Here is a 24,044-nt window from a genome sequence, read left to right on the forward strand (position 1 = left end):
CCTCACCATTCCGACCCGGTAGCCAGTCCGGGACGGGCTTCTAGAAAGGAAGCACCACAATGGCCAAGGCAGTGATGCGCAAGCCGAAGAAGAAGGTTTGCCAGTTCTGCAAGGAGAAGGCGACCGGCGTCGACTACAAGGACACCGGTCTCCTCCGCAAGTTCATCTCCGACCGCGGCAAGATCCGCGCTCGTCGGGTCACCGGCAACTGCGTCCAGCACCAGCGCGACGTCGCCACCGCCGTGAAGAACGCGCGCGAGGTCGCCCTGCTGCCCTACACGTCCACCGGTCGCTGAGAGGAGTCGAGGAGATGAAGCTCATCCTGACCCAGGAGGTCACCGGCCTCGGTGGCCCCGGCGACGTCGTCGAGGTGAAGGACGGCTACGGCCGCAACTACCTCGTCCCCCGTGGTCTCGGCATCCGCTGGACCCGCGGCGGCGAGAAGACCGTCGAGTCGATCAAGGCCGCCCGTGCGGCCCGCGCCGTCCGCGACCTCGGCCACGCCGGCGAGGTCAAGACCAAGCTCGAGGCCGCGCAGGTCAACGTCAAGGTCCGGGCCGGCGAGGGCGGTCGCCTCTTCGGCGCCGTCACCGTCGCCGAGATCGCCTCGGCGCTCTCCGAGGCGTCCGGCGAGACCGTCGACAAGCGCACCATCGCGGTGAAGAACCCGATCAAGGCGCTCGGTGCCCACGAGGTCACCGTCCGCCTGCACGACGAGGTCACCGCCACGGTGGCGCTCAACGTCGTCAAGGGCTGACGCACGCAGCATCCGCTCCCCCGACCGGGGGAACGCACAGCGGCCCGGTCCCCCTCGCGGGGGCCGGGCCGCTGTGTCGTTCGGGTCCGCTCGCGGTGTCGACGGGGCGCCTCAGCGCAGGACGATGCCGTCCACGAGCACGCGCTTGGAGTCGACCGTGCGGATCACGACGGTGCCGCTGACCGGCTTGGCCCGGGAGTCGCGCAGGACGAACACGGCGTGCCGGTTGGCCTGGGAGAAGTTGAGGTTCAGCAGGTACTGCTCGCCGGCGACGGTGACGCTCAGCGACCCGTAGCCAGGGCCGATCGGGGCGATGATCCGCAGCTCGCGGTTGTTGCGGGCGGTCGCCTTGAGCGTCGCGCCGGCCCGCTTGGTGGAGAGGTAGTCGCCGTCGACGTAGCCGACGGCCTTGACGGTGCTCCAGCCCGAGCCGCGGGCCGCGGTGAGGTCGCGGGGCACGAAGAAGCGGACGCTCGCGGGCGTGGCGTCGGCGTTGCCGGCGAAGTCGACCGCGGTCACCCTCAGGACCGCCGGGCCCGGGGGGATGTCGCGGAACCGGGTGCGACCGTCACGGCAGGGGTAGGCCTTGCCGTCGATGGTGCACCGATAGGTGACGGCGCGCTCGTTGCTGTCCAGGGTCAGGATCGGGCTGTCGGTGGTGACGACCGGCTCCTTCGGCGTGGAGAAGTCGACCGGCAGGCCGCTGATCCGCGTGGTCGGGGCGGTGAGGTCGGGGATGATGACCTGGGTGGCGGGGGTCTGGTCGACGTCCGCCTTGTCGGCCGACGCGCCGGCGCCGAACGGCGGCGCCGAGGTGGCGTCGATCGCGTTGTCGGCGGCGTCGATCGCCCGCGCGCGGAAGACGTAGCGGGTGCCCTCCTTCAGGTTGCCGACCCGCTGCGGGCTGGTGCACGCCTGCCACGTCGCCGGCGGGGTGGAGCCGCTGTACACCTGGCACTCGTAGGCGAGCGGGTCGGTGTCGCCGTCGGTGTAGGAGCCGGCGAACGAGACGTCGACGCTGGTGGCCTTCACGTAGCCGCGGTTGACCTTCGGGGACGTCGCGGTGATCGCGGTCTGCGGCGGCGTGACGTCGTCGCACCGGGTCTGGAACGGGCCGGCCGCCTCGCTGGTGCAGGTGGAGGCCGCGGCGGCGGCGACCCGGAAGGTGGTGGCCGCGGGCGTGGCGTCGACGTCGGGGACGTCGGTGGCCGCGCCGGTGCCGAGCAGGCCCGGGGCGCTGGTCGCGTCGATCGCGCGGTCGGAGAGGTCGACGGCGCGCACCCGGAAGGTGTAGCGGGCGCCCTGCGTCAGACCGGGGTAGGTCTGCGGGCTGGTGCACGCCTGCCAGGCGTCGGGGGCGGTGGAGCCGGTGTAGAGCTGGCACTCGAAGCCGAGCGTGCCGGTGTCGGCGTCGGTGTAGGCGCCGGTGAAGCGCATCTGGACGCCGGTGGCGTTCAGGGTGCCGTCGAGGATCGCGGGGCTGCTGGTGCCGAGGTCGGTGGTGGGGGCGGTGTCGTCGTCGCAGCGGGTCTGGCCGAGGCCGCCGAAGCCGCCGCTGGGCGCCTCGGAGAGGCAGGAGGCGGCGGCCTGGGCACTCGGCGGGGCGAGCATCGGCAGACCGGCCAGCAGCAGGCCGGCCACGCCGAGGGAGGCGGTGCGCGCGAGGCGACGGTGGCGGGAGAGGGGCATGTCGATCCTTCAGGGGAGGAGCCGGCGCGGGGCCGGGCGTCGGTGCGGGAGAAGCCTACGAAGCGGTGCCGGGCCGTGGGCCCGATTGATCCAGGCCGGACGCCCAGGGCCGCTCCGCGAGCACGAGCAGGAGCGTGACGAGGGTCAGCAGCACGCCCACCTGGGCGAGGGCGGTGGCGACCAGCACGAGCTCGGAGCCGGTGGTGAACGCCAGCACCGGCAGGATCGCCAGGACGATCGCGCCGGTGCGGACGGCGGCGAACCAGCCGAAGGCGGCGGCGTCCGCCCCGCCGAGGGCGAGGATGCCGAGGTGGTGGGCCAGGCAGCCGAAGGCGCCCAGGCCGGGCAGGCTCACCGCCCAGCCGAGGGAGGGGTCGGCGTCGGCCAGGCGCTGCGCGACCTCGGGCACGGCGAGGGGCAGGGAGACGAGGAGCGCGACCAGCGCGAAGCCGCGGGCGAGATCGCGCCCGCGTCCCGGGAGACGCTGCAGGCCGACCAGCACGAGCAGCCAGCCGAGCGGATCGGCCGCGAGGTCGACGCCGCCGACCGTCAGCCGCAGCCAGACCAGCAGCACCCCGACGGCGAGGATCAGCAGGGGGCGCACCCCCGGAGTCTAGGTGCGGGCGGACGTCCCGTCGGCGCCGAGCACCATCCACCGGCCCGAGCGCGTGCGCAGGCCCAGCACGACGGCCCGTGCGCCCATCAGCACCGCGGCGAAGGCGATCCACACCGCCACCAGTCCGCCGCTCGTCGCGGCCGCCACCGCCGGCAGGTAGACGGCGAGCACGACGAGCCCGGCGCGAGCGAGGTAGCGGCCGTCGCCGGCGCCGATCAGCACGCCGTCCAGCAGGAAGACGTAGGCGGCCAGCGGCTGCGCGAGGGCGGCGACCAGCAGGACGTCCCCCAGGCGCGCGCGGACGGCGGCGTCGGGCGTCAGGACGCCGCCGGCCAGCGGCGTCGCCAGCAGCAGGAGGCCGGTGCCGACGCCGACCGCGAGCGACCAGCCGACCAGGCGCCGGACGGTGCGACGCACGCGGTCGGGGTCGCCGGCGCCGAGCGCCTGACCGACCAGCGCCTGGGCGGCGATGGCGAGGGCGTCGAGCACGAAGGCGGTGAAGGTCCAGAGGGTCAGGGCGAGCTGGTGGGCGGCGAGGTCGACGGCGCGGGCGTCGGTCGCACCTGTGGCGCCGGTCGCGCCGGCGGCGACCGCGGCGGTGGTGGCCAGCAGCGCGGCACGCAGGGTCAGGGTGCGGACGACCAGCGGCACCCCGGCCCGCGCCGCGGCGAGCACGCCCGCGGCGTCCGGCCGCAGCCGCGAGCCCGACGATCGGGCCTGTCGCAGCACTGCCGCGGCGAGGGCCAGGGCGCCGGCGGTCTGGGCGATCACGGTGCCGATCGCGGAGCCCGCCAGGCCGAGCCCCAGGGGGAGCACGAGCACCGCGTTGAGCCCGAGGTTGGCCAGGGCCATCGCGGTCGTGACGAGCAGCGGCGTGCGGGTGTCCTGCCGGCCGCGCAGCACGCCGCTGGCGGCGAGCAGCACGAGCAGCGGCGTCACGCCGAGCGCGGCGATGCGCAGGTACTGCGCGGCGGGTGCGGCGAGCGCGTCGCCGGCCCCGAGGGCGCGGACGAGCGGCTCGGCGAGCAGGGCGGTTGCCGGCGTCACCAGCACGCCGATCGCGACGGCGAGCCACAGCCCGTCGACGCCCTGCGCCAGCGCGTCCCGGCCGCGCCCCGCGCCGAGGAGACGGGCGACCTGCGCGGTGGTGCCGTAGGCGAGGAACACGCAGAGCCCGACGATGGTCTGGACGACGGCGCCGGCGAGGCCGAGAGCCGCCAGCTCGCGGGTGCCGAGGTGGCCGACGATCACGGAGTCGCCCAGGAGCAGCAGGGGCTCGGCGACGAGCGTGGCGAGCGCCGGGAGCGCCAGGCGGGCGATGGCGCGGTCGAGGTCGCGACCTGCGGGCTGCGGGTGCTGCGGGGGCGTGCCGGACTGCCGGGCCTGCTCGGACGCGGCCGGCTCGGCGACGTCGTCCGGACCTGGCACGGGGGAACCCTAGGCCACGGCGGGACGGGGGTCCGCGGGCCGGATGGCTGACGACGGCCATCGGGAATGACCCGATCGGGCCATGTCGGAGCCGGTGGATAACCGACCGTATGTTGTGGAGGATTCACCGACCGGGACCTTTGTCGACAAACCGTCCGGCGGGTCCCGGGCGTGTCGCGAGAAATCCGTCCACTGTTTCGGGTGCACAGCCCTGGTACGACGTCGTCGCAGGTCAGAGTCCGTGTGGGAGGTTGCTCGGGCGTGTCGTCCACATGCTCCTCCCCAGGCTGTGCACACCGTGGCGCGTGTCGTCCACGGGGTGACCCCGGTTTTCCACAGGGGCCTGTGGACACGCCGCTTCCCCCGGCCCCCGCGCGCTGCCTACGGTGCTCGTTCCGCCGGCTCGGGCGGTCGTCCCTGCGGGCGGTGGACGTGCTCGTCGCGTCGCCTCCCGGTTCTGTCGGTGGCGACCCCTAGCGTCCCTCGGGACGGCCGTCGGGTCGGTCGTCGTCAGCACCTCGGAGGGTCAACGTGAGCATCGCGGAGCAGGCGGCCGGTTCGTCGTTCGACGAGTGGGGCGACGGCCCCGCGGCCTACGCGCCCGGCGAGGCCCCGCCGCCGCGGCCCGGCGAGCGCACGCCCCCGCAGGACATGGCCGCCGAGCAGTCGGTGCTCGGCGCGATGATGATCAGCAAGGACGCCATCGCCGAGGCCGTCGAGGTGCTGCGCGGGCCCGACTACTACCGGCCCGCGCACGAGGCCATCCACGACGCGATCGTCGAGCTCTACGGCCGCGGCGAGCCGGTCGACATGATCACCGTCGCCGCCGAGCTGCAGCGCCGCGGCGAGCTCCAGCGCATCGGCGGCGCGCCGTACCTGCACACGCTCTCGGCCAACGTGCCGATCGCGGCGAACGCCGGCTACTACGCCGAGATCGTGCGCGAGAAGGCGGTGCTGCGTCGGCTGGTCGACGCCGGCACGCGCATCGTCCAGATGGGCTACGCCGGCGAGGGCGAGGTCGACGACATCGTCGACTCCGCGCAGGCCGAGGTGTTCAAGCTCGCCGACAAGCGCTCGACGGAGGACTACGTCCCGCTGAGCGCGATCATGGACTCCGTCCTCGACGAGATCGAGGCGATCGGCAACCGCGAGGCCGGCCTGTACGGCGTGCCCACGGGCTTCAACGACCTCGACGACCTCACCAACGGCCTGCACTCGGGTCAGATGATCATCGTCGCGGCACGCCCCGCCATGGGGAAGTCGACCTTGGCACTAGACTTTTGCCGCGCGGCCTCGATCGCCAACAACCTCACCAGCGCGTTCTTCTCCCTGGAGATGACGCGCTCGGAGATCACGATGCGCCTGCTCTCGGCCGAGGCGAAGGTGCCGCTGAACCACATCCGCAACGGCCAGATGAGCGACGACGACTGGAACAAGGTCGCCCGCAAGATGGCCGAGGTGTCGGGCTCGCCGATGTTCATTGACGACAGCCCGAACATGACGATGATGGAGATCCGCGCCAAGGCGCGTCGGCTCAAGCAGAAGCACGACCTGAAGCTGATGGTCATCGACTACCTGCAGCTGATGAGCTCGGGCAAGAAGGTCGAGTCGCGCCAGCTCGAGGTCTCGGAGTTCTCCCGGCAGATCAAGCTGCTGGCGAAGGAGCTCGAGATCCCGATCATCGCGTTGTCCCAGCTCAACCGCGGTCCCGAGCAGCGCGGCGACAAGCGTCCGATGATGAGCGACCTGCGCGAGTCCGGCTGTCTGACCGCCGACACCCGACTCGTCCGAGCCGACACCAACGCCGAGATCACGCTCGGCGAGCTGCTCGAGACGGGTGCCGCCGACGTCCCCGTGTGGGCTCTGGACGAGCGGCTCAAGCTCGTGCCCCGCACGCTGACGCACGCGTTCCCGAGCGGCACGCGTGAGGTCTTCGACGTGACCCTGGCGTCCGGTCGCCGGGTGCGCGCGACCGCCAATCACCCCTTCCTCACCTACGAGGGCTGGATGCCGCTCGCCGAGCTGACGACGGGCTCGCGGGTCGGCGTCATGCGGCACGTGCCGCCGCCGCTGCAGATCACCCCGCGCGATGCCGACGAGATCGTCCTGCTCGCGCACCTCCTCGGCGACGGGTCGTTCGTGCGCCGCCAGCCGATCCGCTACGCCAGCGTCGACGAGGCCAACCTCACCGCGGTCGCGGAGGCGGCGGCGCGTCGCTTCGGCATCACCGCGATCCGCGACGAGTACGAGGCCGCCCGGGTCACCACGCTCCGGCTGCCCGCGCCGTTCCGGCTGGCGCGCGGGCGCCGCAACCCGATCGCGGCCTGGCTCGACGAGGACGGCCTCTTCGGTCTGCGCAGCCACGAGAAGTTCGTGCCCGACTGGGTCTTCGCGCTCCCGAAGGAGCAGGTGGGCCTGTTCGTGCGGCACCTGTGGGCCACCGACGGCTGCGTCCACCTCGACGAGAAGCACCACCTGGGCCGCGTCTACTACGCGTCGACGAGCCGGCGGCTGGCCGACGACGTCGCGCGGCTGCTGGCTCGCTACAACGTCTTCACCCGGCTCAAGCGCGTCCGCAAGAGCGGCTACCGCGACAGCTGGCACGTGCACGTCGTCGGCGCGGAGAACCAGCTGCGCTTCCTCGACGACATCGGCGTGCACGGCGCGCGCGGCGAGAAGGCCGATCGGCTCGCCGCCATGCTGCGTGAGGTGCGGCCCAACACCAACCTCGACACCGTGCCCGAGCAGGTCTGGGGCCGGGTGCGTGAGGTGCTGGCCGACCAGGGCATGAGCCACCGCGCCTTCGCCGCGGCGATGGGTACCTCGTTCTCGGGCTCGACGATGTGGAAGCGCGCCCCGAGCCGCCAGCGCATGGCGCGGGTGGCCGAGGTGCTCGGCGACGCCGAGCTCGAGGTGCTCGCCACCAACGACGTCTACTGGGACTCGATCGCCTCCATCGAGCCCGCGGGGGTCGAGCCGGTCTACGACGCGACCGTGATGGGGGTGCACAACTTCGTCGCGAACGGCATCTGCCTGCACAACAGCATCGAGCAGGACGCCGACATGGTGATCCTGCTGCACCGCGACGACGTCTACGAGAAGGAGTCGACCCGCCCCGGCGAGGCCGACCTCATCGTCGCCAAGCACCGCAACGGCCCGACCCGCGACATCACCGTGGCCTTCCAGGGTCACTACTCGCGGTTCGTCGACATGGCGCACTGAGGCCGGGTCCGGATGAAGTCGGAGTCGACGTGGAACATCCGACCGCGGGTGGTGGGTGTCGGTGCGTGGTTCGACGTGCTGCCCGACCGTGTGGTGCATGGCGAGGTCGCCGCGCGGTTTGCTGTCGAGCTCATGCCGTTGCTGGCCGGGAACATGTGGAGCGAGGCGTTGGAGCACGCGGTACCGGACCCGTACGCGAAGGTCCACGCGGTGCCGCGGCGGGGCTCGGAGCACTCCTTCGGTCGGCTGGTCTGCCCGATGGCGATCGGCGAGACGAGGAAGGACGCGTGGTCTGCGGACCTGACCGAGGAGACGTGGTCGGTCTTCGTGGATCGAGTCCGGGGCGGGCAGACCTGGTCGGACGCGAGCGTCTTCTCCGGTGGCGGGGAGGAGAGGCTTCTGGCGCACTTGGAGATGCGACGCTCGGGTTCGTTGTTGATCTTCGATGACTGCGCGACGCTGTTCGCGTCGGCTCCGGTGACGCTCGATCGGTCTGATGAGGAGATGGATCAGATCGCGTCCGAGGCGCTGGGCCGCCTCAAGGGGGTGACGGCGTCGCTGCCGATCGAGCCGATGTATGCCTCCGTCGACTGCGACTCGCAGGACGGCAGGACCTCGGTCGAGGCGGTGTTGCCATACACCATGTCGTGGGAGCCTGCGCTCCTGCGCGGGTACTCATGGGCCAGCTACGTGAACGCTGCCGTGGTCGAGCGGGTCGGCGGCCGAGCGGTGCTGGAGGAGTCGGGGGCGTTCTGGTCGATCGAGGACGGCCCGTTCGAGGGCGGGTTGTGGGTGCAGGCGTGTGAGCGGCACTCGGAGTACTCCCGGGTGCAGGCTGCGCGTCTGTTCGACGTGCTGGCACCGGCGCTGCTCGGGGGCGAGCCGGACATCTGCACGACGCGGCCGGACGCGTTGGTGATGATGCGCGACGCCGCGTCGCATCCGCGGCATCCTGAGCACGCGACGTGGCTGGCTGCCCAAGAGGCGCAGCCGGCCCCTGGCGCTGGGTGACGCTGTCACCCCTCATCCACCTGATCGTCGAAGGAGCAGGGTCCATGGGTCTCTCGGTCGATCGCGGGCATGACGGCACCGGCTGGCACACGCTGGAGGACGACGACCCGCGGCAGCTGCCGCTGCGGGTCCACGTCTACGACAGCGACCTCGCCGGCGTGTGGTGCACCGGCGCGGCCGGCACGGCGGAGCTGTTCCTCGGCTACACCCCCTCCAGATACTTCGAGGACGACGAGGCCTCCAGCGCCGACGAGCAGGACGTCCGCGCGGGCGTCGAGGTGTTCCGGGCGTTCCTGCTCGAGCACACCGGCTCCGCCCCCGAAGCCGAGCGGCTGCGAGGCTTCTTCGTCACCGATGACGACGATTCGCCCTACACCTTCGTCGAGGAGGGCCTGACCGAGCTGTTCGACCTCGTCGGCCTGCCCGGCGTCCTCGACGACATCTGAACCGCCCGCCGGCTCGTCGCTGCCGTCAGGCGGTGAACGTCCGCACCAGCCGCTCGAGCAGGTCGACGCCGAGCGGCAGGGCCGCCTCGTCGAGGTCGAAGGCGCGGGTGTGGTGCCCCGAGGGGAGCGTCGAGCCGAGGCCGATGTAGGTGGCCAGGCCGCCGTGGGCCTGCACCCGGCGCATGAGGGCGGTGCCGTCGTCGCTGGCCACGGACGAGCCGGCGGCCGCGTCGACGACGTCGAGTGCGACGGCGCGGGCGGCTTCGGCGACCGCGGCCACGGCGGCGGGATCGGCGGTGGCGGTGGTGACCGCGCCGATCAGCTCGACGTCGACCTCCAGGCCGTGCATCTGCGCGGCGCCCGCGAGCATGGCGCGCGCCCGGGCCTCGAGGTCGGCGTTGACGTCGCCGTCGTCGGCCCGCACCTCCAGCAGCATCTCGGCGGTGTCGGGGACGATGTTGCTCGAGGTGCCGCCGCTGATCCGGCCTACCGACACCCGGGTGGCGTGCCCGGCCACCCGCGTCATGCCCTGCAGGGCGAGGGTCGCGGACGCTGCGCCGAGGAGGGCGTTGCGGCCGTCCTGCGGATCCAGGGAGGCGTGGGCTGCGCGGCCGCGGAAGGTCGCTCGGAGCTTGGAGTTGGCCAGCAGCGCGTCGTTCGACGGCTGGACGACGCCGGTGGGCAGGTCGAGCCCCAGGTGCAGCGCGACGAGCAGCTCGACGTCGTCGAGCAGCCCGGACGCCGCCACGGCGGCACCGCCGCGTCCGCCCTCCTCGGCCGGCTGGAACACCAGCGTGACGCGGCCCGGCGGCGGGTCGGCGGTGAGCCGCTCAGCCAGCTCGATCGCGATGCCGACGTGGCCGTCGTGCCCGCAGGCGTGCATGACGCCCGGGTGACGGGACGCGAACCCGCCCGCCACCGGCGGGTGCGCGGGGTCGTCGGTCTCGGCGATCGGCAGGGCGTCGATGTCGGCGCGCAGCGCGACGTGCGGGGAGCCCGTGCCCAGGGTGGCCACGACGGCGGTGTGACCCCCGCGCACGAGCGGAAGAAACCGCGGGTCGCCGCCGCCGGCCTCGGCGCGGTGGAAGGCGGCATCGAGCTCGGCGTCGCTCGGGACGCCGAGGCGCTGGTCGGGCGGCATGGCGTCGGGCCCGGCGATCACCCGCCAGCCGAGGTCGGTGAGGTGCCCGGCGATGCGGCTGGCGGTGCGGAGCTCGGTGAACCCGACCTCGGGGTGCGCGTGCAGGTCGCGACGCCAGGCGGCGGCCGTCGAGAGGCCGCCGGCGGTCGGCGGGGTGCTCACAGCCGCACCGGGGCGCCCGGCCCGGTCGGGACGCCCAGCAGGTAGAACGCGATCAGGATGATCACCCAGAACAGGGCCACCGGCAGCACGAAGAGCGCCATGCGGGCGAAGACCTGGCCGAGGTCGAGGTCGGGGTCGTAGCGACGCGCCTCGTCCTGCAGCACGTAGAGGTACGGGTTCAGCGGGGAGATCGGGTTCGCGATGGAGTCGCCGATGCGGTAGGTGGCCTGGATGGTGGCCGGGTGGATGCCCAGCCCCACGAAGATCGGCACGAACACCGGCGAGAGCACCGCCCACAGCGAGGAGCCGGAGAAGATCACCAGCGCCAGCACCGAGGTGACCAGCAGCGCGAGCAGCAGGGCCGCCAGCCCCCCGACGTGCGCGTCGCGCAGCAGCGAGGAGCCCTCGACGGCGATCCAGTCGCCCACGCCGCTCCACGCAAACATGGCGATGAACTGACCGGCCGAGAACGCCACGACGATGAAGAACCGCATGTCCATCACCGCCTCGGCCATCAGCCGCGGCACGTCGTCGGCCCGGGTGATCGTGCCTGCCGCGATGCCGTAGGCGAGCCCGGCGACGAGGAAGGCGATCGTCACCAGCGGGACGATGCCCTCGAAGAACGGCGAGTCGATCAGCGCGCCGTCCTCGCCCTGCAGCGGGCCGCCGGGGACCAGCCAGGCCGCCACCACGGCCGCCAGGTAGGCGAGCAGGGCCAGGCCGCCGAGGCGCAGGGCGCGCCGCTGCTGGTCGGTGACGGTGGCGAGGTCGTCGTGCTTGTGCTCGGAGCCGTCGGCCGCAGTGGGGTCGTACGGTCTCAGGGTCGGCTCGACCCACCGCACCAGCACGGCGGCGACGACGATCGGCAGCACGAGGCCGGCGGCGGCCTGGAACCAGTAGTTCATCAGCACCGACGTGCTTGCCTCGGTGCCCGACGGCACGGCGGCCGTCGTCAGCGCCGAGAGGTTCGCGTCGAGCGCGCCGATCAGCAGCCCCGAGCCGTAGCCGGCCGAGAGCCCCGCGAAGGCGCCGAGCATGCCGGCCACCGGGTGGCGTCCGACCGCGCGGAAGGCCAGGGCCGCCAGCGGGGGCAGGACGATGAAGCCGGCGTCGCCCATGACGTGGCCCTGGCCCGCGACGAAGCAGACCGCCAGCGGCATCCAGCGTCGCGGCACCCGCGAGAGCGAGGCCGCCACGGCGGTGCGCAGCAGGCCCGTGCGCTCCGCGACGCCGACGCCGAGCAGCACCACGAGCACGACCCCGAGCGGCGGGAACCCGATGAAGTTCGGGACGAGCGTCGTCACGAGGTGCTGCAGCCCGGTGACGGAGAGGATGTTGCGCACCTCGGTAGGCCTCTCGGCCCCGGGCAGCTGCGCGGTGGCGCCCTCGGCGGCGAGCACGGCCGAGAGGACGCCGGTGGCCAGCAGGAGGTACCAGAACAGGTAGAAGGGGTGCGGGACGAGGCGTCCGACCCGCTCGATCGCGGCGAAGACCCGTCCGGGCGGACGCGGGCCCGTGACGGTCGCGCTCATCGGGGGCCGCCCGTCGCGGGCGCCGGGATGACGCCGTCCTTGGCCAGCGTCGGGACGTCGGCGGTGACGGTGTCGGGGTAGATCAGGCCGCTGCCGGTGTTGAGGACGACGACCTCCTCGTCGCCGCGCAGCCAGCCGGACTCGCGCAGCCGCCCGACGGCGGCGAAGCAGGCGGCGCCCTCGGGGCAGATCCACGTGCCCTCCTCGCGGGCCAGCGTGTGCTCGGCGGCGAGCAGCTCGGCGTCGTCGATCGCGATCGCGGTGCCGCCGGTCTCGTAGACCGCGTCGAGCACGAGGAAGTCGCCCAGCGCCTTCGGCACGGTGATGCCGAACGCGACCGTGCGCGGGTCCGCCGGCGCGACGCTCTCCCGCGCGCCGCGCTCGAAGGCGTCCACGATCGGCGCGCAGCCCGAGGACTGCACCGCCACCAGCCGCGGCAGCTCGCCGGCGACCCAGCCGAGCTCCTGCAGCTCGCGCATCGCCTTGTGGATCGCGATGATCCCCACCCCGCCGCCGGTGGGGTAGAGCAGGACGTCGGGGAACCGCCAGCCCAGCTGCTCCGCGATCTCGTAGCCCATCGTCTTCTTGCCCTCGATGCGGTATGGCTCCTTGAGCGTCGAGGTCTCCTGGTAGCCCGGCCGGTCGGCCACGGCGGCCTGGACCAGCCGGCCGGCGTCCCCGATCAGCCCGTCGACCAGGAACAGCTCGGCGCCCGCGACGACGCACTCGCGCCGGGTGATCTCGGGGGCGTCGACCGGCATCGCCACCAGCGCGCCCAGGCCGGCGCGGGCGGCGTAGGCGGCCCAGGCGGCGCCGGCGTTGCCGTTGGTCGGCATCGCGACGCCGCGCACCCCCAGCTCCTTGGCCCGCGACACCCCGACCGCCGCGCCGCGCGCCTTGAACGCCCCGGTCGGCACCAGGCCCTCGTCCTTCATCAGCAGCCGCGGGACGCCCATCCGCGCCCCCGCCGTCGGCATCGGCAGCAGCGGCGTCATGCCCTCGCCGAGCGTGACGACGTGCGCGGGGTCCCGCACCGGCAGCACCTCGTGGTAGCGCCACAGGTCGGGCGCCCGGCCCGCGATCTCGGCGGGCGTGACGGTGGCCGCCACCCGCTCCAGGTCGTAGCGCGCCAGCAGCGGCGCCCCCACCGGCGAGGTGCCCTGGACGACGTCGGCGTCGTGACGGGTGCCCTCGCGCGAGCACTCGAGGTGGCTGAGGTGGGAGAAGGCGGACGGGCGGGACGGCTGCTCCGAGAACGGCATCCCTCGTTCCTAGCACCGGCGCGGCTTCGCCGCGGCACCCCGGGGAGGAGGCTCCGGGCGTCCCCCGCACGTGACGGATCTCGCGTGTCCATCGGCGCGGGATCTCAGCATCGGGCCGCCGCCGACGATCTAGCCTGCGGGCGGCCTGCCCCTCCCCGACAGAACCGGACCCACCATGAACGAGCCCACCCGCCCCGAGCCCTCCTCCGCGCCGACGTCGCGGCGCGCGGTCCTGCGGACCGCCGCCTGGACCGCGCCGGCGATCACGACCCTGGCCGCCGCACCGGCGTTCGCCGCGAGCGGAGCCCCGACGCTCGAGGTGGCGTGGGACCCCAACAGCTTCCGCGGGCCCCTCTACGGCAAGGGCAGCACCGCCGCCACGACGAGCCTCGATCACTCGGGCGTGTACTTCGGCTTCACGGTGACCGTTCTCGGTGCGACGCTGACCGACCTGACCTGCACGTTCAAGTTCACCGACCTCATCCGGCTCGCGTCGGCCCCGAAGGCGGTGACGCGCAAGACGACCACGTGGCTGAGCTCCACCGACTACGCCGGCTGGGCGATCAGCCCCGCGGGCGTCGGGTCGCTCCAGAACCCGTACGTGTTCAAGCGCACCGACCCGGCGTCGTCGACCACCCTGCGGACCGTCTTCGACGGCGCCACAGGAGGCGACACCACCGTCGACAACAACTTCCCGGCCCTCATCCTGATCACCGGCACGTACCTGAAGAACGGGAAGTCGACGACGCTGAGCCGGTCGGTCACCCTGTACTTCGACCCCGGCACCGACGGCTACCTGATGGCGACGGTCGGCTGACCGTGCCGTCGAGCCCCCGGCGTCCGACCGCCGCGTGGCCGCCCCCGCCCCCGGCCCGGGCGTCCGAGCCGCCCGTGGAGATCGCGCCCGTCGTCCCGCGCGCCGAGCCGCTGCGCCTCGGCGTCTTCGGCGCCTCCATCGTGGAGGGCCTGGGCGTCGGACCGGCGCGCTGGCCGCAGATGCTCGGCGAGCTGCTCGGCGCCGAGCTGATCGACTACAGCCACACCGGGTTCACCGCTTCGCACTACCTGAGCCGGTACCGCGCGCACCCGCGCGCCGTCGACCTGATGATCGTCGCCTGCGGTGGCGCCGAGCCGATGCCCCGCCTGCACCCGTGGGTCCGCGACCGGCTGCCGCGCCGCTGGCGGCCGCTGGGCTGGATGGACCCGCGTCCGTTCCACTCCGCCCGACGACGTCGACGGCTGCTCGAGCAGGTGGAGTCCGGCGTCCGCTGGCGACTCCAGCGGCTGCTGCGCGGACTGACCGGCAGCCGGGTCCTGATGAGCTCGGCGGAGTACGTGGCGGCCCTGGAGTCGCTGCTGGCGCTGGTCCGCCGCGACTCCCCCGACGCCGTCGTCGTGCTGCTCCACACCGGGCACGCCGCGCATCCGTCCTTCCGCGCGGCGCGCCGCGGCATCGACGCCTACGAGCGGGCCGCCCGGCGCATCCCCGGCCAGGTCTCGCTGTCGTCGCGGTCGTTCCTCGAGCCGGTCGACGACTACCTGCTCGACCGGTTCCACCCCAACGCGGTCGGCCACCAGCGGATCGCCCTCGGCCTGCTGCCCCTCGTCGAGCGGCTGCTCGCACACCGCGACGCGGGGCGCTCCCGCTAGCCTCGACGCCGTGGGCCGGACGCGTCGGGTCGCCGTGCAGGCGACGCTCGTCGTCGCCCTCGTGTGCGTCCCGGTGCTGCTCTCCGCCGCCTGGATCCTGCACGTCGAGGGCGAGCGGTGGACGGACGTCGCGCTCGACCTCAGCCCGGCGGTCGTCGTCATCTCGCTGGTGGCCGGCCTGCTGGCGGCGCTGACGGAGGCCGGCCTGGCCCGGATCGGCGCGCCGATGCGGCTGTTCACCGTCGGTCAGCGCTCGCTGACCGGCTGGGTGTGCGGGCTCGGCGCGATGGTCGGCGCGTGCGTCTGCGGTGGGCTCGTCGCCGGGGTCGGGGGTGTCGGCGTCGGGATGGTGATGAGCGTGATCAGCGGTCTCGTCCCGCTCGTCATCCTGGCCTGCCTGCTGCTGCCGGTGCGGTGGCTCGACGTCGGCGGCCTCGACCTGCTGGGCCGCTGACGGCACACGTCCGGCGACCCGCGCTCGCGCGCAGCGGACACCCACCCGCAGCCGTCGGATATCGGCGCGGAGGTGAGCGGCGTCACGCTCTCCTCGCGCGCATCCGCGCGCGAACGGACGGATCCGAGGAGAGGTCAGATGAGCGAGCAGCACGTGCCCGAGGCGATCGCCACGGCGCTGACGGAGGCCGACGCCGCACTCGAGCGGCTCGACGCGGCGCTGGCGACGCTGGGCGACGGCGACCTGCACCGCGCCCACCGCGACGGCGGCTGGACGATCGCCCAGGTGGTCTCGCACATCTCGATGTGCGCGATCCTGTGGCTCGGCGACCTCAAGCGCCTCGAGAACGACCCCGAGCTCGACTTCGTCTTCCGCGAGGAGGTCGGCCACGACCTGGTCGGCTACCCGCAGTCGACGATCGAGCTCGCGCGCCGGCAGGTCGCCAGCACCCGCCGCACGCTCGCCACCGCCGGCGGCTCGGCCGGCCCGGACGTGCTGGCCCGCACCGTCACCATCCCCGACCTGGGGACGATGACGATCGAGGAGTGGTCGCCGCTGATCATCGGGCACGCCGCCGGGCACGCGGAGCAGGCCTTCGAGATCATGCGCGACCGCGAGCTGCTCGCGGTCGGCGCGGGCGACGCGATCGACGGCAGCGCCGACTCCGGGGCCGACGCGTGAGGGCCGCGGTGCTCGTCGGTCTCGAGCAGGTCGAGCTGCAGGAGCGGCCCGAGCCCGAGGCCCGTCCCGGCTGGGCGGTGGTGACGGTCGAGTCGGCGTCGCTGTGCGGCACCGACGCCCACCAGTACGACGGCCGCATCGACACCCCGTTCCCGCGGGTGCCCGGCCACGACTTCTCCGGACGCGTCGAGAGCGTCGGCGAGGGCGCCGATCCCGCCTGGGTGGGCCAGGCCGTGGCGGTCAAGCCGTCCCTGCCCTGCGGCGACTGCCTGGAGTGCGCGCAGGACAAGCCGTTCGACTGCAAGCGCAAGAAGCTCATCGGGCTGTGGTCCGACGGCTGCCTCACCGAGCGCATCGCCGTGCCGGTCGTGAACCTGATCCCGCGGCCCGACGGCGTCGAGGCCTGGCAGGCGTCCCTGCTCGAGCCGATCGCGGTGGGCCTCAACACCGTCGACCGGCTGCGGATCCTGCTCGGCGAGACCGTCGTCGTGCTCGGCCAGGGGCCGATCGGGCTGGCGCTGACCCGCCTGTGCGCGCTGTCCGGCGCGGGCCGGCTGATCGTCACCGACGCTCGCGAGGCGCCCTTCGCGGTGTCGCGGGCCTACGGGGCGTCCGACTGCCTCGACGTGACCCAGGTGGACGCCCGCGAGCGGATCCTTGAGCTCACCGACGGCGTCGGCGCCGACGTCGTCATCGAGACCTCCGGGTTCCCGGCGTCCTCGGCGATGGTGCTCGACCTGGTGCGCAAGGAGGGCAAGGTCGCGCACATCGGCTGGGCCAACGACCTGCCGCCGCTGCCGGTGATCCCGATCATGGCCAAGACGCTCACCGTCTTCGGCGTCGGCGGCAACGGCGGCCGGGGCCAGTACGAGCGGGCGCTGGAGCTGGTGCGCACAGGACGGCTCGACCTCGAGCCGATGGTGACCCACCGGTTCTCCCTCGACGACGTGGCCGAGGCGTTCCGCGTCGCCTCCTCGAAGAGCGACGGCGCGATCAAGGTGATCGTCGAGCCCTGACGCCGGGTCAATCCCCTCCGTGACGCGTACGGCACCTCGCAGGCTGCTCGACGGTGCTGTGCGCGTCACGGAGTGTCGGTCTCCCCGGGCGCCCGGGGAAACCGACGACGCGCCGGCCCGGAAGGCCCCCTCAGCCCGCGGCCCGCTTGTACGGGTCGGGCGGGAACCAGCCGCGGGCGGTGACGGCCTCGCCCCACGCGTGCAGCGGCTCGAGGATCGTCCCGAGGTCGTCGGCGAGCGCGGCGACGGCGAGCGCGACGGAGCGGTCGGTGGCCGCCTCGAGGTCCTCGCGGACGGCGAGGCCGGCGTCGGTGAGCCGGCCGTCGGCCAGCCAGCCGCGGCCGGTGAGGTCGGTGGCCGCCGCCTCGAGCGTCTCCGGCGCCCAGGCCCGGGAGGCGGAGTAGGTGAAGGGGTCCCACCCGACCCACAGCTCGGTGAGCAGGTTGGCCGCCACCCCGTCGACGCCGGCCGCGACCAGCGCGGCGAGGTGGCCGTCGCCGCGGTGCTCGCGCAGCAGCGTGGCGGCGTGCCACAGGACGCCGAACGGGTCGTCGGGGTACGCCAGCGACGCCAGGCCGGCGTGGAGCGCGCGGCCGGTCGTCGGAGCGGCGTCGGCCCCGCGCCGCAGCACCGCGGCCACGCGCGCCACCTCGGCCTCGTCGACGCGGGGCAGGGCGGCCCGCAGGGACGCGATCGCCCCCTCCTCGGCGGCGGCCCGCACGGCGGCCACGGACGCCACCCCGCGGGCCTCGGCCAGCACGCCGGCGATCAGGCCCGGCTCGAAGACGCCGAACGCGGCGGCCGCGACGGCGGGCTCGACGTCGCCCAGGCCGCGGCTGCGGCTGTGTACGTAGCCCTGGAGGAAGTCCAGGCCGAGGGCCGCGTAGGCGTCGTACGCGGGCTCGGCCCAGAAGGAGATCGTCGCGATCGGCTCGATCGCGTCCCGCAGATCGCGGGCGGGGCTGCGCCAGCCGATCGTCCGCGTCGTGCCCTCGCGCGGCGCGAAGAACGCCGCCTGTGCCTCGGAGTAGTCCATGCGGCGATGGTGCCCGCGGTGTGGCGCGCGTCACCAGGGCGACGACCGGAGTCTGCGGCGAGCGGCCAGGACCCTGCGCCCCCCGGCTACCTGCCTCTTGACGTGCCCGGCAGGCTCGGGACCGTGGCACACGAGTCTCCCGACGTCCCCGCGAGCCTGATCGTCGACCTCGTCGAGGTCGGCCCGCGCGACGGGCTGCAGAACGAGTCCCGGACGCTGCCGGTCGAGGTGCGCGCCCGGTTGATCGAGCGGCTCGTCGACGCCGGCGTCCGTCGCCTCGAGGCGGTCAGCTTCGTGCGTCCCGACCTCGTGCCGCAGATGGCCGAGCCCGAGCGGGTGCTCGATCTGCTGCCCGCCTGGGAGGACGGTCCGGACGTCACGCTGATCGGGCTCGTGCTCAACCGGCGCGGCGCCGAGCGCGCGGTGGCCACCCGCGTCCAGGAGCTCAACATGGTCGTGCCGGTCACCGACGGCTTCGCCACCCGCAACCAGGGCGCGAGCGTCGAGGCGCTGCTCGACCAGGCCGCCGACGTCGTGTCGGTGGCGCGGGACGCCGGCCGCCGGGTCTCGGTGACCCTGCCGGTCTCCTTCGGCTGCCCCTTCGACGGCGACGTGCACCCCGAGCAGGTCGCGCCCGTCGTCGAGCGCGTGCTGGCGATGGGCGTCGACGAGCTCGCCTTCGCCGACACCATCGGGGTCGGGGTGCCGCCGCAGGTCGAGGCGCTCGCCTCCCTCGTCCCCGAGGCCGCCCGCGGCGCGACGCTGCCGCACCTGCGCTTCCACTTCCACAACACCCGCAACACCGGCTACGCCAACGCCTGGGCCGCGACCCGGCTCGACCTCGCGGCCTACGGCGGACGCGTCGCGCTGGACTCCTCCGTCGGCGGCTTCGGCGGATGCCCGTTCGCCCCGGCCGCGACGGGCAACATCGGCACCGAGGACCTCGTCCACCTGCTGCGGCGCGGCGGCGTGCGGGTCTCCGACCTCGACGACGTCGACGACCTCTCCGGTCTGATCGACACCGCCGCCTGGCTCTCCACGGAGCTCGGGAGCCCGGTGCAGGCCCTGCTCGGCCGCGCCGGCGACCGTCCCGGCGTAGCCGTGCCGACCCCCGACCGCGGCGAGCCCGACGGGGACGCAGGCGACCCCGGGGACGCCGCATGACCACCGATCCGCTGCGGCCGCTCACCGGCCTGCGCGTCGTCGAGCTCGGCAACTACATCGCCGCCCCGACGGCCGGCCGCCTGCTGGCCGACTTCGGCGCGGAGGTCGTCAAGATCGAGCGGCCCCGCACCGGCGACGAGCTGCGCACCTGGCGCCTCTACGGCGGCGACACCTCCCTGCTGTACCGGACGATCAACCGCTCGAAGCGCTCCGTCGAGCTCGACCTGCGCACCGACGAGGGACGCGACGCCGTGCTGGCGCTGCTGCGCCGCTCCGACGCCCTGATCGAGAACTTCCGTCCCGGCACCCTCGACCGCTGGGGGCTGACGACCGACGTGCTCGCCGAGGCCAACCCCGAGCTGGTCGTCGCGCGGGTCTCGGCGTTCGGGCAGACCGGGCCGATGAGCCAGCGCCCGGGCTTCGCGGCCGTGGCCGAGGGCTTCGGCGGCATGCGCGAGCTGGTCGGCGACCCCGATCGTCCGCCCGCGCGCGTCGGGGTCTCGATCGGCGACTCGATCGCCGGGCTGTACGCGGCCTTCGGCGTCGTCATGTCGCTGCTGGACCGCGAGCGGCGGCGGGCCGCGGACGCCGCGCCGGTGACCCCGGTCGAGCGGGGCGTCGACGTGGCGCTGCACGAGGCGGTGTTCTCGATGATGGAGTCGCTGATCCCCGACTACTCCGCCTTCCAGGTCACCCGCCGCCGCACCGGCGGTCGGATGGAGGGCATCGCGCCGTCCAACGCCTACGCCTGCGCGGAGGGCTCGGTGGTGATCGCCGGCAACGGCGACTCGATCTTCGTCCGGCTGATGCGCACCCTCGGCCGCGACGACCTCGCCGACGACCCCGACCTCGCCGGCAACGCCGGCCGCTGGGCGCGCCGCGACGAGCTCGACGCGGCGATCGAGGCCTGGACGTCGGTCCGGCCGCGGGCCGAGGTGCTGGCGGCGCTGGACGACGCGTCGGTGCCGGCCGGTCCGATCTACCGGGCCGCCGACATCGTCGAGGACCCGCAGTACCTCGCCCGCCGGATGGTGCAGGAGCTGCCCGTCGAGATCGACGGCCGGCCGCGGGCCGTCGCGTTCCCCGGCGTCGTGCCGCTGCTCGGCGAGACCTCGCTGCCGGTCGCGCACCTGGGTCCCGACCTGGGCGCCGACAACGACTGGCTGGCCGCGCTGCTCGCCGAGGACGACCGGTGAGCCCGCGTCCCGAGCCCGATCTCGAGGTGCTCCGCGCGCTCTCGCAGCGGACGCTGTGGCTCGCGACCGCGATCGTCGACGCCGCCAACCGCGGGCGTCCGAACGCCTCGGGCGTCAAGGTCGGCGGCCACCAGGCGTCGTCGGCGTCGATGGTCGACGTGATGGTGGCGCTGTGGTTCCACGAGCTCACCGCGCTCGACCGGGTCTCGGTGAAGCCGCACGCCTCGCCGGTGCTGCACGCCGTCAACCACCTGCTCGGCCTGCTCGACGCGTCCTACCTGCCGACGCTGCGCGAGCGGGGCGGGCTGCAGTCCTACCCCTCGCGGCAGAAGGACCCCGACCCGGTCGACTTCTCCACCGGCTCGGTCGGCATCGGCGCCACCGCCACCCTGTGGGCGGCCATGGCCCACCGCTACCTGCGCTCGCAGGTGCCCGCCGCCCCGCCGGCAGGCCGGTTCATCAGCCTGCTCGGCGACGCCGAGCTCGACGAGGGCGCGATCTGGGAGGCCGTGGCCGACCCGCAGGTGGCGGGTCTCGGCGAGCTGCTGTGGGTCGTCGACATGAACCGCCAGTCGCTCGACCGCGTCGTCCCCGACATCCAGATCGAGCGGCTGCAGGCGATGTTCGAGGCGGCCGGCTGGCAGGTCGTGGTGCTCAAGTGGGGGCGGCTGATCGGCGAGCTCTTCGAGCGGCCCGGCGGCGACCTGCTGCGGGCGCGGCTCGAGGCGATGCCGAACGAGGAGTACCAGCGGATGCTGCGCGTGGACGCCTCGGAGGTCTTCGAGCGCGTCCTCGGCGAGGGGCCGGTGGCGCCCGAGCTGCGGGAGCTGGTGTCCTCGGTGCCCGGCCCGCACCTCGCCGCCGCCGTCCGCGACCTCGGCGGCCACGACCTCGGGCTGCTGCTCGACACCTTCGACGCGGTGGAGGACCACCGTCCGACCGTCGTGTTCGCCTACACCGTCAAGGGTCGCGGGCTGCCCATCGAGGGCCACCCGAACAACCACTCCGCCCTGCTCACCGAGGCCCAGATGCAGGCGCTCGCGGACGCCGTGGGCGCCGACCTCGCCGATCCGTGGGCCCCGCTGCCGGCCGACTCCGCCGCCGCCCGGCTCGCCGCCCGCCGGGGCCGCGACCTGGCGCGGCCGACGGTCGGCGCGCCTGCCGCGCTGAGCGTGCCCGTCGAGCTCGGGCACCCGTACCGCAAGGAGATCTCCACCCAGGCCGCGCTCGGCCGCCTGCTGGCCGACCTGGTGCGCGACGCCCCCGACGTCGCCGCGCGGGTCGTCACCTGCAGCCCCGACGTCGCCTCCTCCACCAACCTCGGCGGCTGGATCAACAAGACCGGCGTGTGGTCGGTCGGCGAGCGGGCCGACTGGTTCGCCGACGACGCCCAGCGGGTGCTGCGCTGGCAGGAGACCCAGCAGGGCCAGCACATCGAGCTCGGCATCGCCGAGGTCAACCTGGTCGGCCTGATCGGCGAGCTGGGCGCCACCTGGTCGCGCTGGGGCGAGCGGCTCATCCCCATCGCCACGATGTACGACCCCTTCGTCAACCGGGCCCTCGAGCCGTGGTCGTTCGGCCTGTACGCGGGCGGCCAGTCGATCCTGGTCGGCACGCCGTCCGGCGTCACCCTGGCCCCGGAGGGCGGGGCGCACCAGTCGATCACCACCCCGTCGATCGGGCTGGAGCAGCCCGGCTGCACCGCCTGGGAGCCCGCCTTCGCGCAGGACCTCGAGTGGTGCTTCCTGCACGCGATGTCGCAGGTCGGGGTGCCGGGCGGCCGCTCGGCGTACCTCCGGCTCACCACGCGGCCCGTCGATCCCGCGCTGGCGCGGGTGCCCGACGACCCGGTGCTGCGCGAGCGGCGCCGGCGACAGGCCGTCAGCGGCGGCTACCGGCTGGCCGACCACCCCGTCGAGGACGAGCAGGTGACGCTCGTCGGCGTCGGGGCGGTCATGCCCGAGGTGCTGGACGCCGCCGCGCGCCTGGCCGCCCAGGGCGTCACGGCCGGCGTCGTCTGCCTGACCAGCCCCGACCTGGTCTTCGAGTCCTTCCAGCAGCGCGGGTCCCGCACCGCCGGCGACAGCTCGGGGGTGCTCGACCTGCTCCTGCCGCCGCACCACCGCAGCCCGATCGTCACGGTGCAGGACTGTCACCCGCACACGCTGGCCTTCCTCGCCGGAGCCCGCGGCGACCGCATCCGGTGCCTGGGCGTCACCGAGTTCGGCCAGTCCTCCGATCTCGCCGACGCCTACGCGCTGCACGGCATCGACGCCGGCTCGATCGTCGGGGCCGCGCTCGACCTGCTGGGCCGCTGACTCCTCCGACTCCGCTCACTCCGCGCCGCCATGGCCCGATCGCCTGATCGGACGATGGGGCATCGCCCGGCCCGCCGTAGGCTGGGAGCGGGCGGCTGTGACGGTCGCCACTCGTCATCGCCGCCGGAGGGCCGGATGCACCGTGAGTACCTCGCCGCCGACCAGGTCATGGCCACGCGCAGCCTCGAGGAGGCGCGCGACGCCGTGACCCGGGTGTACCTGCCGCACGAGCTGGTGGGGGAGTCCGAGGCGATGGACATGCGGCTCAACGCGGTCAGCGACCAGGTGCTGACCCTCGGCTACCTGACCTACCAGGCCGAGACCGAGCTGCGGATGCCCGCCACCGAGCAGTGGTACCACGTCAACCTGCAGATGACCGGCGAGACGTGGTGCTCGCGCCGCGACGGCGCCACCGAGCACACGCCGGCCGGGGCGCGCGGGCTCGTGCTGAACCCCGAGCAGGCCACCACCGTGCGCTGGTCCGCCGACGCCGAGCAGCTGATCCTCAAGGTCTCGCGCAGCGCGCTGGAGTCGCACCTGGCCGACCTGCTCGGGCGGCCCGTCACCGACGTCGTCGACTTCGACTTCGGCCTCGACCTCACCACCGCGGCCGGACGCTCGCTGGTGCGCTCGGTGGAGTTCCTCGCGCTCGAGCTCGAGCGGCCCGACGGCGTCCGCGACCTGCCGCTGGCGCGGCGTCAGCTGGAGTCGTACGTGCTCACCGCGCTGCTGCACGCCGGACGCCACCAGTACTCCGACGCCCTGCTCGGCCGGGAGGACGTCGCCCGGCTCGGCCGGCTGGGCCCGGTCGTGCGGCACATCGAGGAGCACGCCGACGCCGACCTGACCCCCGAGTCGCTCGCGCGGGTCGCGTGCGTCAGCGTCCGCACCCTGCACGCCGCGTTCGCCGAGCAGCTCGGCGAGACCCCGATGGCCTACGTGCGCCGCGTCCGGCTCGGCAAGGTGCGCGCCGACCTCCTGCGGGCCGACCCGCTGCGCACGCGGGTCACCGACATCGCGATGCGGTGGGGCTTCTTCCACCCGTCCCGGTTCTCCCAGCAGTACCGCGACCAGTTCGGCGAGCTGCCCAGCGTCACGCTGCAGCGCTGAGCCGTGGGCGTGGGCCGGTCCTGCGGGTCGGCCATCGCTTGTAACGCGGAGTCCCGCGAACTTCCCACCAGTCAGGAGTGGTGGTCAGTTGACGGGACTCCGCGTTACATGGGGCCCGCGCCGCGTCGGCACGCGCTGAGCGGCTCGGGCCGG

At 73.9% G+C, this 24,044-nt stretch carries 21 protein-coding genes; 14 read left to right on the forward strand and 7 right to left on the reverse strand.

What is annotated here, in order from left to right; all coding sequences use genetic code 11:
- Nucleotides 1-59 precede the first annotated feature (59 nt).
- Nucleotides 60-296: a 30S ribosomal protein S18 gene (rpsR, locus tag K8Z61_RS13900; RefSeq protein WP_224130477.1), complete on the forward strand. Its 237-nt coding sequence runs from the start codon at nt 60-62 to the stop codon at nt 294-296.
- A gap of 14 nt (nt 297-310) precedes the next feature.
- Nucleotides 311-757, forward strand: a complete 447-nt coding sequence (gene rplI / locus K8Z61_RS13905) for a 50S ribosomal protein L9 (RefSeq protein WP_224130478.1) — start codon at nt 311-313, stop codon at nt 755-757.
- Between the two features lie 111 nt (nt 758-868).
- Here rplI and K8Z61_RS13910 read toward each other — a convergent pair whose 3' ends face one another.
- Genes K8Z61_RS13910 through K8Z61_RS13920 form a run of 3 tightly spaced genes read right to left on the reverse strand, consistent with a single transcriptional unit; the run spans nt 869 to nt 4,490 of the window.
- Entirely contained in the window at nt 869-2,446 is a 1,578-nt protein-coding gene (locus tag K8Z61_RS13910) for a hypothetical protein (protein ID WP_224130479.1), read from the reverse strand.
- A 55-nt stretch (nt 2,447-2,501) separates the two neighbouring features.
- The gene (locus K8Z61_RS13915; protein ID WP_224130480.1) at nt 2,502-3,050 is read right to left on the reverse strand and encodes a hypothetical protein; all 549 of its coding nucleotides are present in this window, start codon (nt 3,048-3,050) and stop codon (nt 2,502-2,504) included.
- Between the two features lie 9 nt (nt 3,051-3,059).
- The gene (locus tag K8Z61_RS13920) at nt 3,060-4,490 is read right to left on the reverse strand and encodes an MATE family efflux transporter (RefSeq protein WP_224130481.1); all 1,431 of its coding nucleotides are present in this window, start codon (nt 4,488-4,490) and stop codon (nt 3,060-3,062) included.
- A gap of 651 nt (nt 4,491-5,141) precedes the next feature.
- Between K8Z61_RS13920 and K8Z61_RS13925 the strand changes: the two genes are divergently transcribed.
- Genes K8Z61_RS13925 through K8Z61_RS13935 form a run of 3 tightly spaced genes read left to right on the forward strand, consistent with a single transcriptional unit; the run spans nt 5,142 to nt 9,169 of the window.
- Entirely contained in the window at nt 5,142-7,712 is a 2,571-nt protein-coding gene (locus K8Z61_RS13925) for a replicative DNA helicase (RefSeq protein ID WP_374227960.1), read from the forward strand.
- Nucleotides 7,713-7,724: 12 nt separating this feature from the next.
- Entirely contained in the window at nt 7,725-8,723 is a 999-nt protein-coding gene (locus K8Z61_RS13930; protein WP_224130483.1) for a hypothetical protein, read from the forward strand.
- A gap of 44 nt (nt 8,724-8,767) precedes the next feature.
- A complete protein-coding gene (locus K8Z61_RS13935; protein ID WP_224130484.1) occupies nt 8,768-9,169 on the forward strand; it encodes a hypothetical protein in 402 nt (133 codons plus the stop codon).
- Nucleotides 9,170-9,194: 25 nt separating this feature from the next.
- On the opposite strand, the gene K8Z61_RS13940 is transcribed toward K8Z61_RS13935, so the two are convergent.
- Genes K8Z61_RS13940 through K8Z61_RS13950 form a run of 3 tightly spaced genes read right to left on the reverse strand, consistent with a single transcriptional unit; the run spans nt 9,195 to nt 13,266 of the window.
- Nucleotides 9,195-10,472, reverse strand: coding sequence for an amidohydrolase (locus tag K8Z61_RS13940; protein WP_224130485.1), 1,278 nt, complete (start codon nt 10,470-10,472; stop codon nt 9,195-9,197).
- The gene (locus tag K8Z61_RS13945) at nt 10,469-12,004 is read right to left on the reverse strand and encodes an AbgT family transporter (RefSeq protein WP_224130486.1); all 1,536 of its coding nucleotides are present in this window, start codon (nt 12,002-12,004) and stop codon (nt 10,469-10,471) included. Before K8Z61_RS13945 ends, K8Z61_RS13940 begins: the two co-directional genes overlap by 4 nt.
- Nucleotides 12,001-13,266, reverse strand: coding sequence for a threonine synthase (locus K8Z61_RS13950; protein WP_224130487.1), 1,266 nt, complete (start codon nt 13,264-13,266; stop codon nt 12,001-12,003). Before K8Z61_RS13950 ends, K8Z61_RS13945 begins: the two co-directional genes overlap by 4 nt.
- A 175-nt stretch (nt 13,267-13,441) precedes the next feature.
- Between K8Z61_RS13950 and K8Z61_RS13955 the strand changes: the two genes are divergently transcribed.
- The 5 genes from K8Z61_RS13955 to K8Z61_RS13975 all read left to right on the forward strand — a co-directional run bounded on the left by K8Z61_RS13955 (nt 13,442) and on the right by K8Z61_RS13975 (nt 17,067).
- Nucleotides 13,442-14,083: a hypothetical protein gene (locus K8Z61_RS13955; RefSeq protein WP_224130488.1), complete on the forward strand. Its 642-nt coding sequence runs from the start codon at nt 13,442-13,444 to the stop codon at nt 14,081-14,083.
- Between the two features lie 74 nt (nt 14,084-14,157).
- Nucleotides 14,158-14,916: an SGNH/GDSL hydrolase family protein gene (locus K8Z61_RS13960; RefSeq protein ID WP_224130489.1), complete on the forward strand. Its 759-nt coding sequence runs from the start codon at nt 14,158-14,160 to the stop codon at nt 14,914-14,916.
- Between the two features lie 10 nt (nt 14,917-14,926).
- Nucleotides 14,927-15,370, forward strand: coding sequence for a hypothetical protein (locus tag K8Z61_RS13965; RefSeq protein ID WP_224130490.1), 444 nt, complete (start codon nt 14,927-14,929; stop codon nt 15,368-15,370).
- A 138-nt stretch (nt 15,371-15,508) separates the two neighbouring features.
- The gene (locus K8Z61_RS13970; protein WP_224130491.1) at nt 15,509-16,051 is read left to right on the forward strand and encodes a DinB family protein; all 543 of its coding nucleotides are present in this window, start codon (nt 15,509-15,511) and stop codon (nt 16,049-16,051) included.
- On the forward strand, nt 16,048-17,067 hold the full coding sequence (locus K8Z61_RS13975) for a zinc-binding dehydrogenase (RefSeq protein ID WP_224130492.1): 1,020 nt from the start codon (nt 16,048-16,050) through the stop codon (nt 17,065-17,067). Before K8Z61_RS13970 ends, K8Z61_RS13975 begins: the two co-directional genes overlap by 4 nt.
- 130 nt (nt 17,068-17,197) lie before the next feature.
- Here the strand turns inward: K8Z61_RS13975 and K8Z61_RS13980 are convergent, their stop codons facing one another.
- Nucleotides 17,198-18,103, reverse strand: coding sequence for an SCO6745 family protein (locus tag K8Z61_RS13980; protein WP_224130493.1), 906 nt, complete (start codon nt 18,101-18,103; stop codon nt 17,198-17,200).
- 123 nt (nt 18,104-18,226) lie between these two features.
- Between K8Z61_RS13980 and K8Z61_RS13985 the strand changes: the two genes are divergently transcribed.
- From K8Z61_RS13985 to K8Z61_RS14000, 4 genes are all read left to right on the forward strand, one after another.
- Nucleotides 18,227-19,267, forward strand: coding sequence for a hydroxymethylglutaryl-CoA lyase (locus K8Z61_RS13985; RefSeq protein ID WP_224130494.1), 1,041 nt, complete (start codon nt 18,227-18,229; stop codon nt 19,265-19,267).
- Nucleotides 19,264-20,463 carry a CaiB/BaiF CoA-transferase family protein gene (locus K8Z61_RS13990; protein ID WP_224130495.1) on the forward strand — a complete coding sequence of 400 codons (1,200 nt, stop codon included), beginning with the start codon at nt 19,264-19,266 and terminating at the stop codon, nt 20,461-20,463. Before K8Z61_RS13985 ends, K8Z61_RS13990 begins: the two co-directional genes overlap by 4 nt.
- Nucleotides 20,460-22,781, forward strand: coding sequence for a transketolase-like TK C-terminal-containing protein (locus K8Z61_RS13995; RefSeq protein ID WP_224130496.1), 2,322 nt, complete (start codon nt 20,460-20,462; stop codon nt 22,779-22,781). Before K8Z61_RS13990 ends, K8Z61_RS13995 begins: the two co-directional genes overlap by 4 nt.
- A gap of 135 nt (nt 22,782-22,916) precedes the next feature.
- Nucleotides 22,917-23,891: an AraC family transcriptional regulator gene (locus K8Z61_RS14000; protein WP_224130497.1), complete on the forward strand. Its 975-nt coding sequence runs from the start codon at nt 22,917-22,919 to the stop codon at nt 23,889-23,891.
- Nucleotides 23,892-24,044 lie beyond the last annotated feature (153 nt).

This window comes from Nocardioides sp. TRM66260-LWL, assembly GCF_020075545.1.
In the GTDB taxonomy this organism is placed as follows: domain Bacteria; phylum Actinomycetota; class Actinomycetes; order Propionibacteriales; family Nocardioidaceae; genus Nocardioides.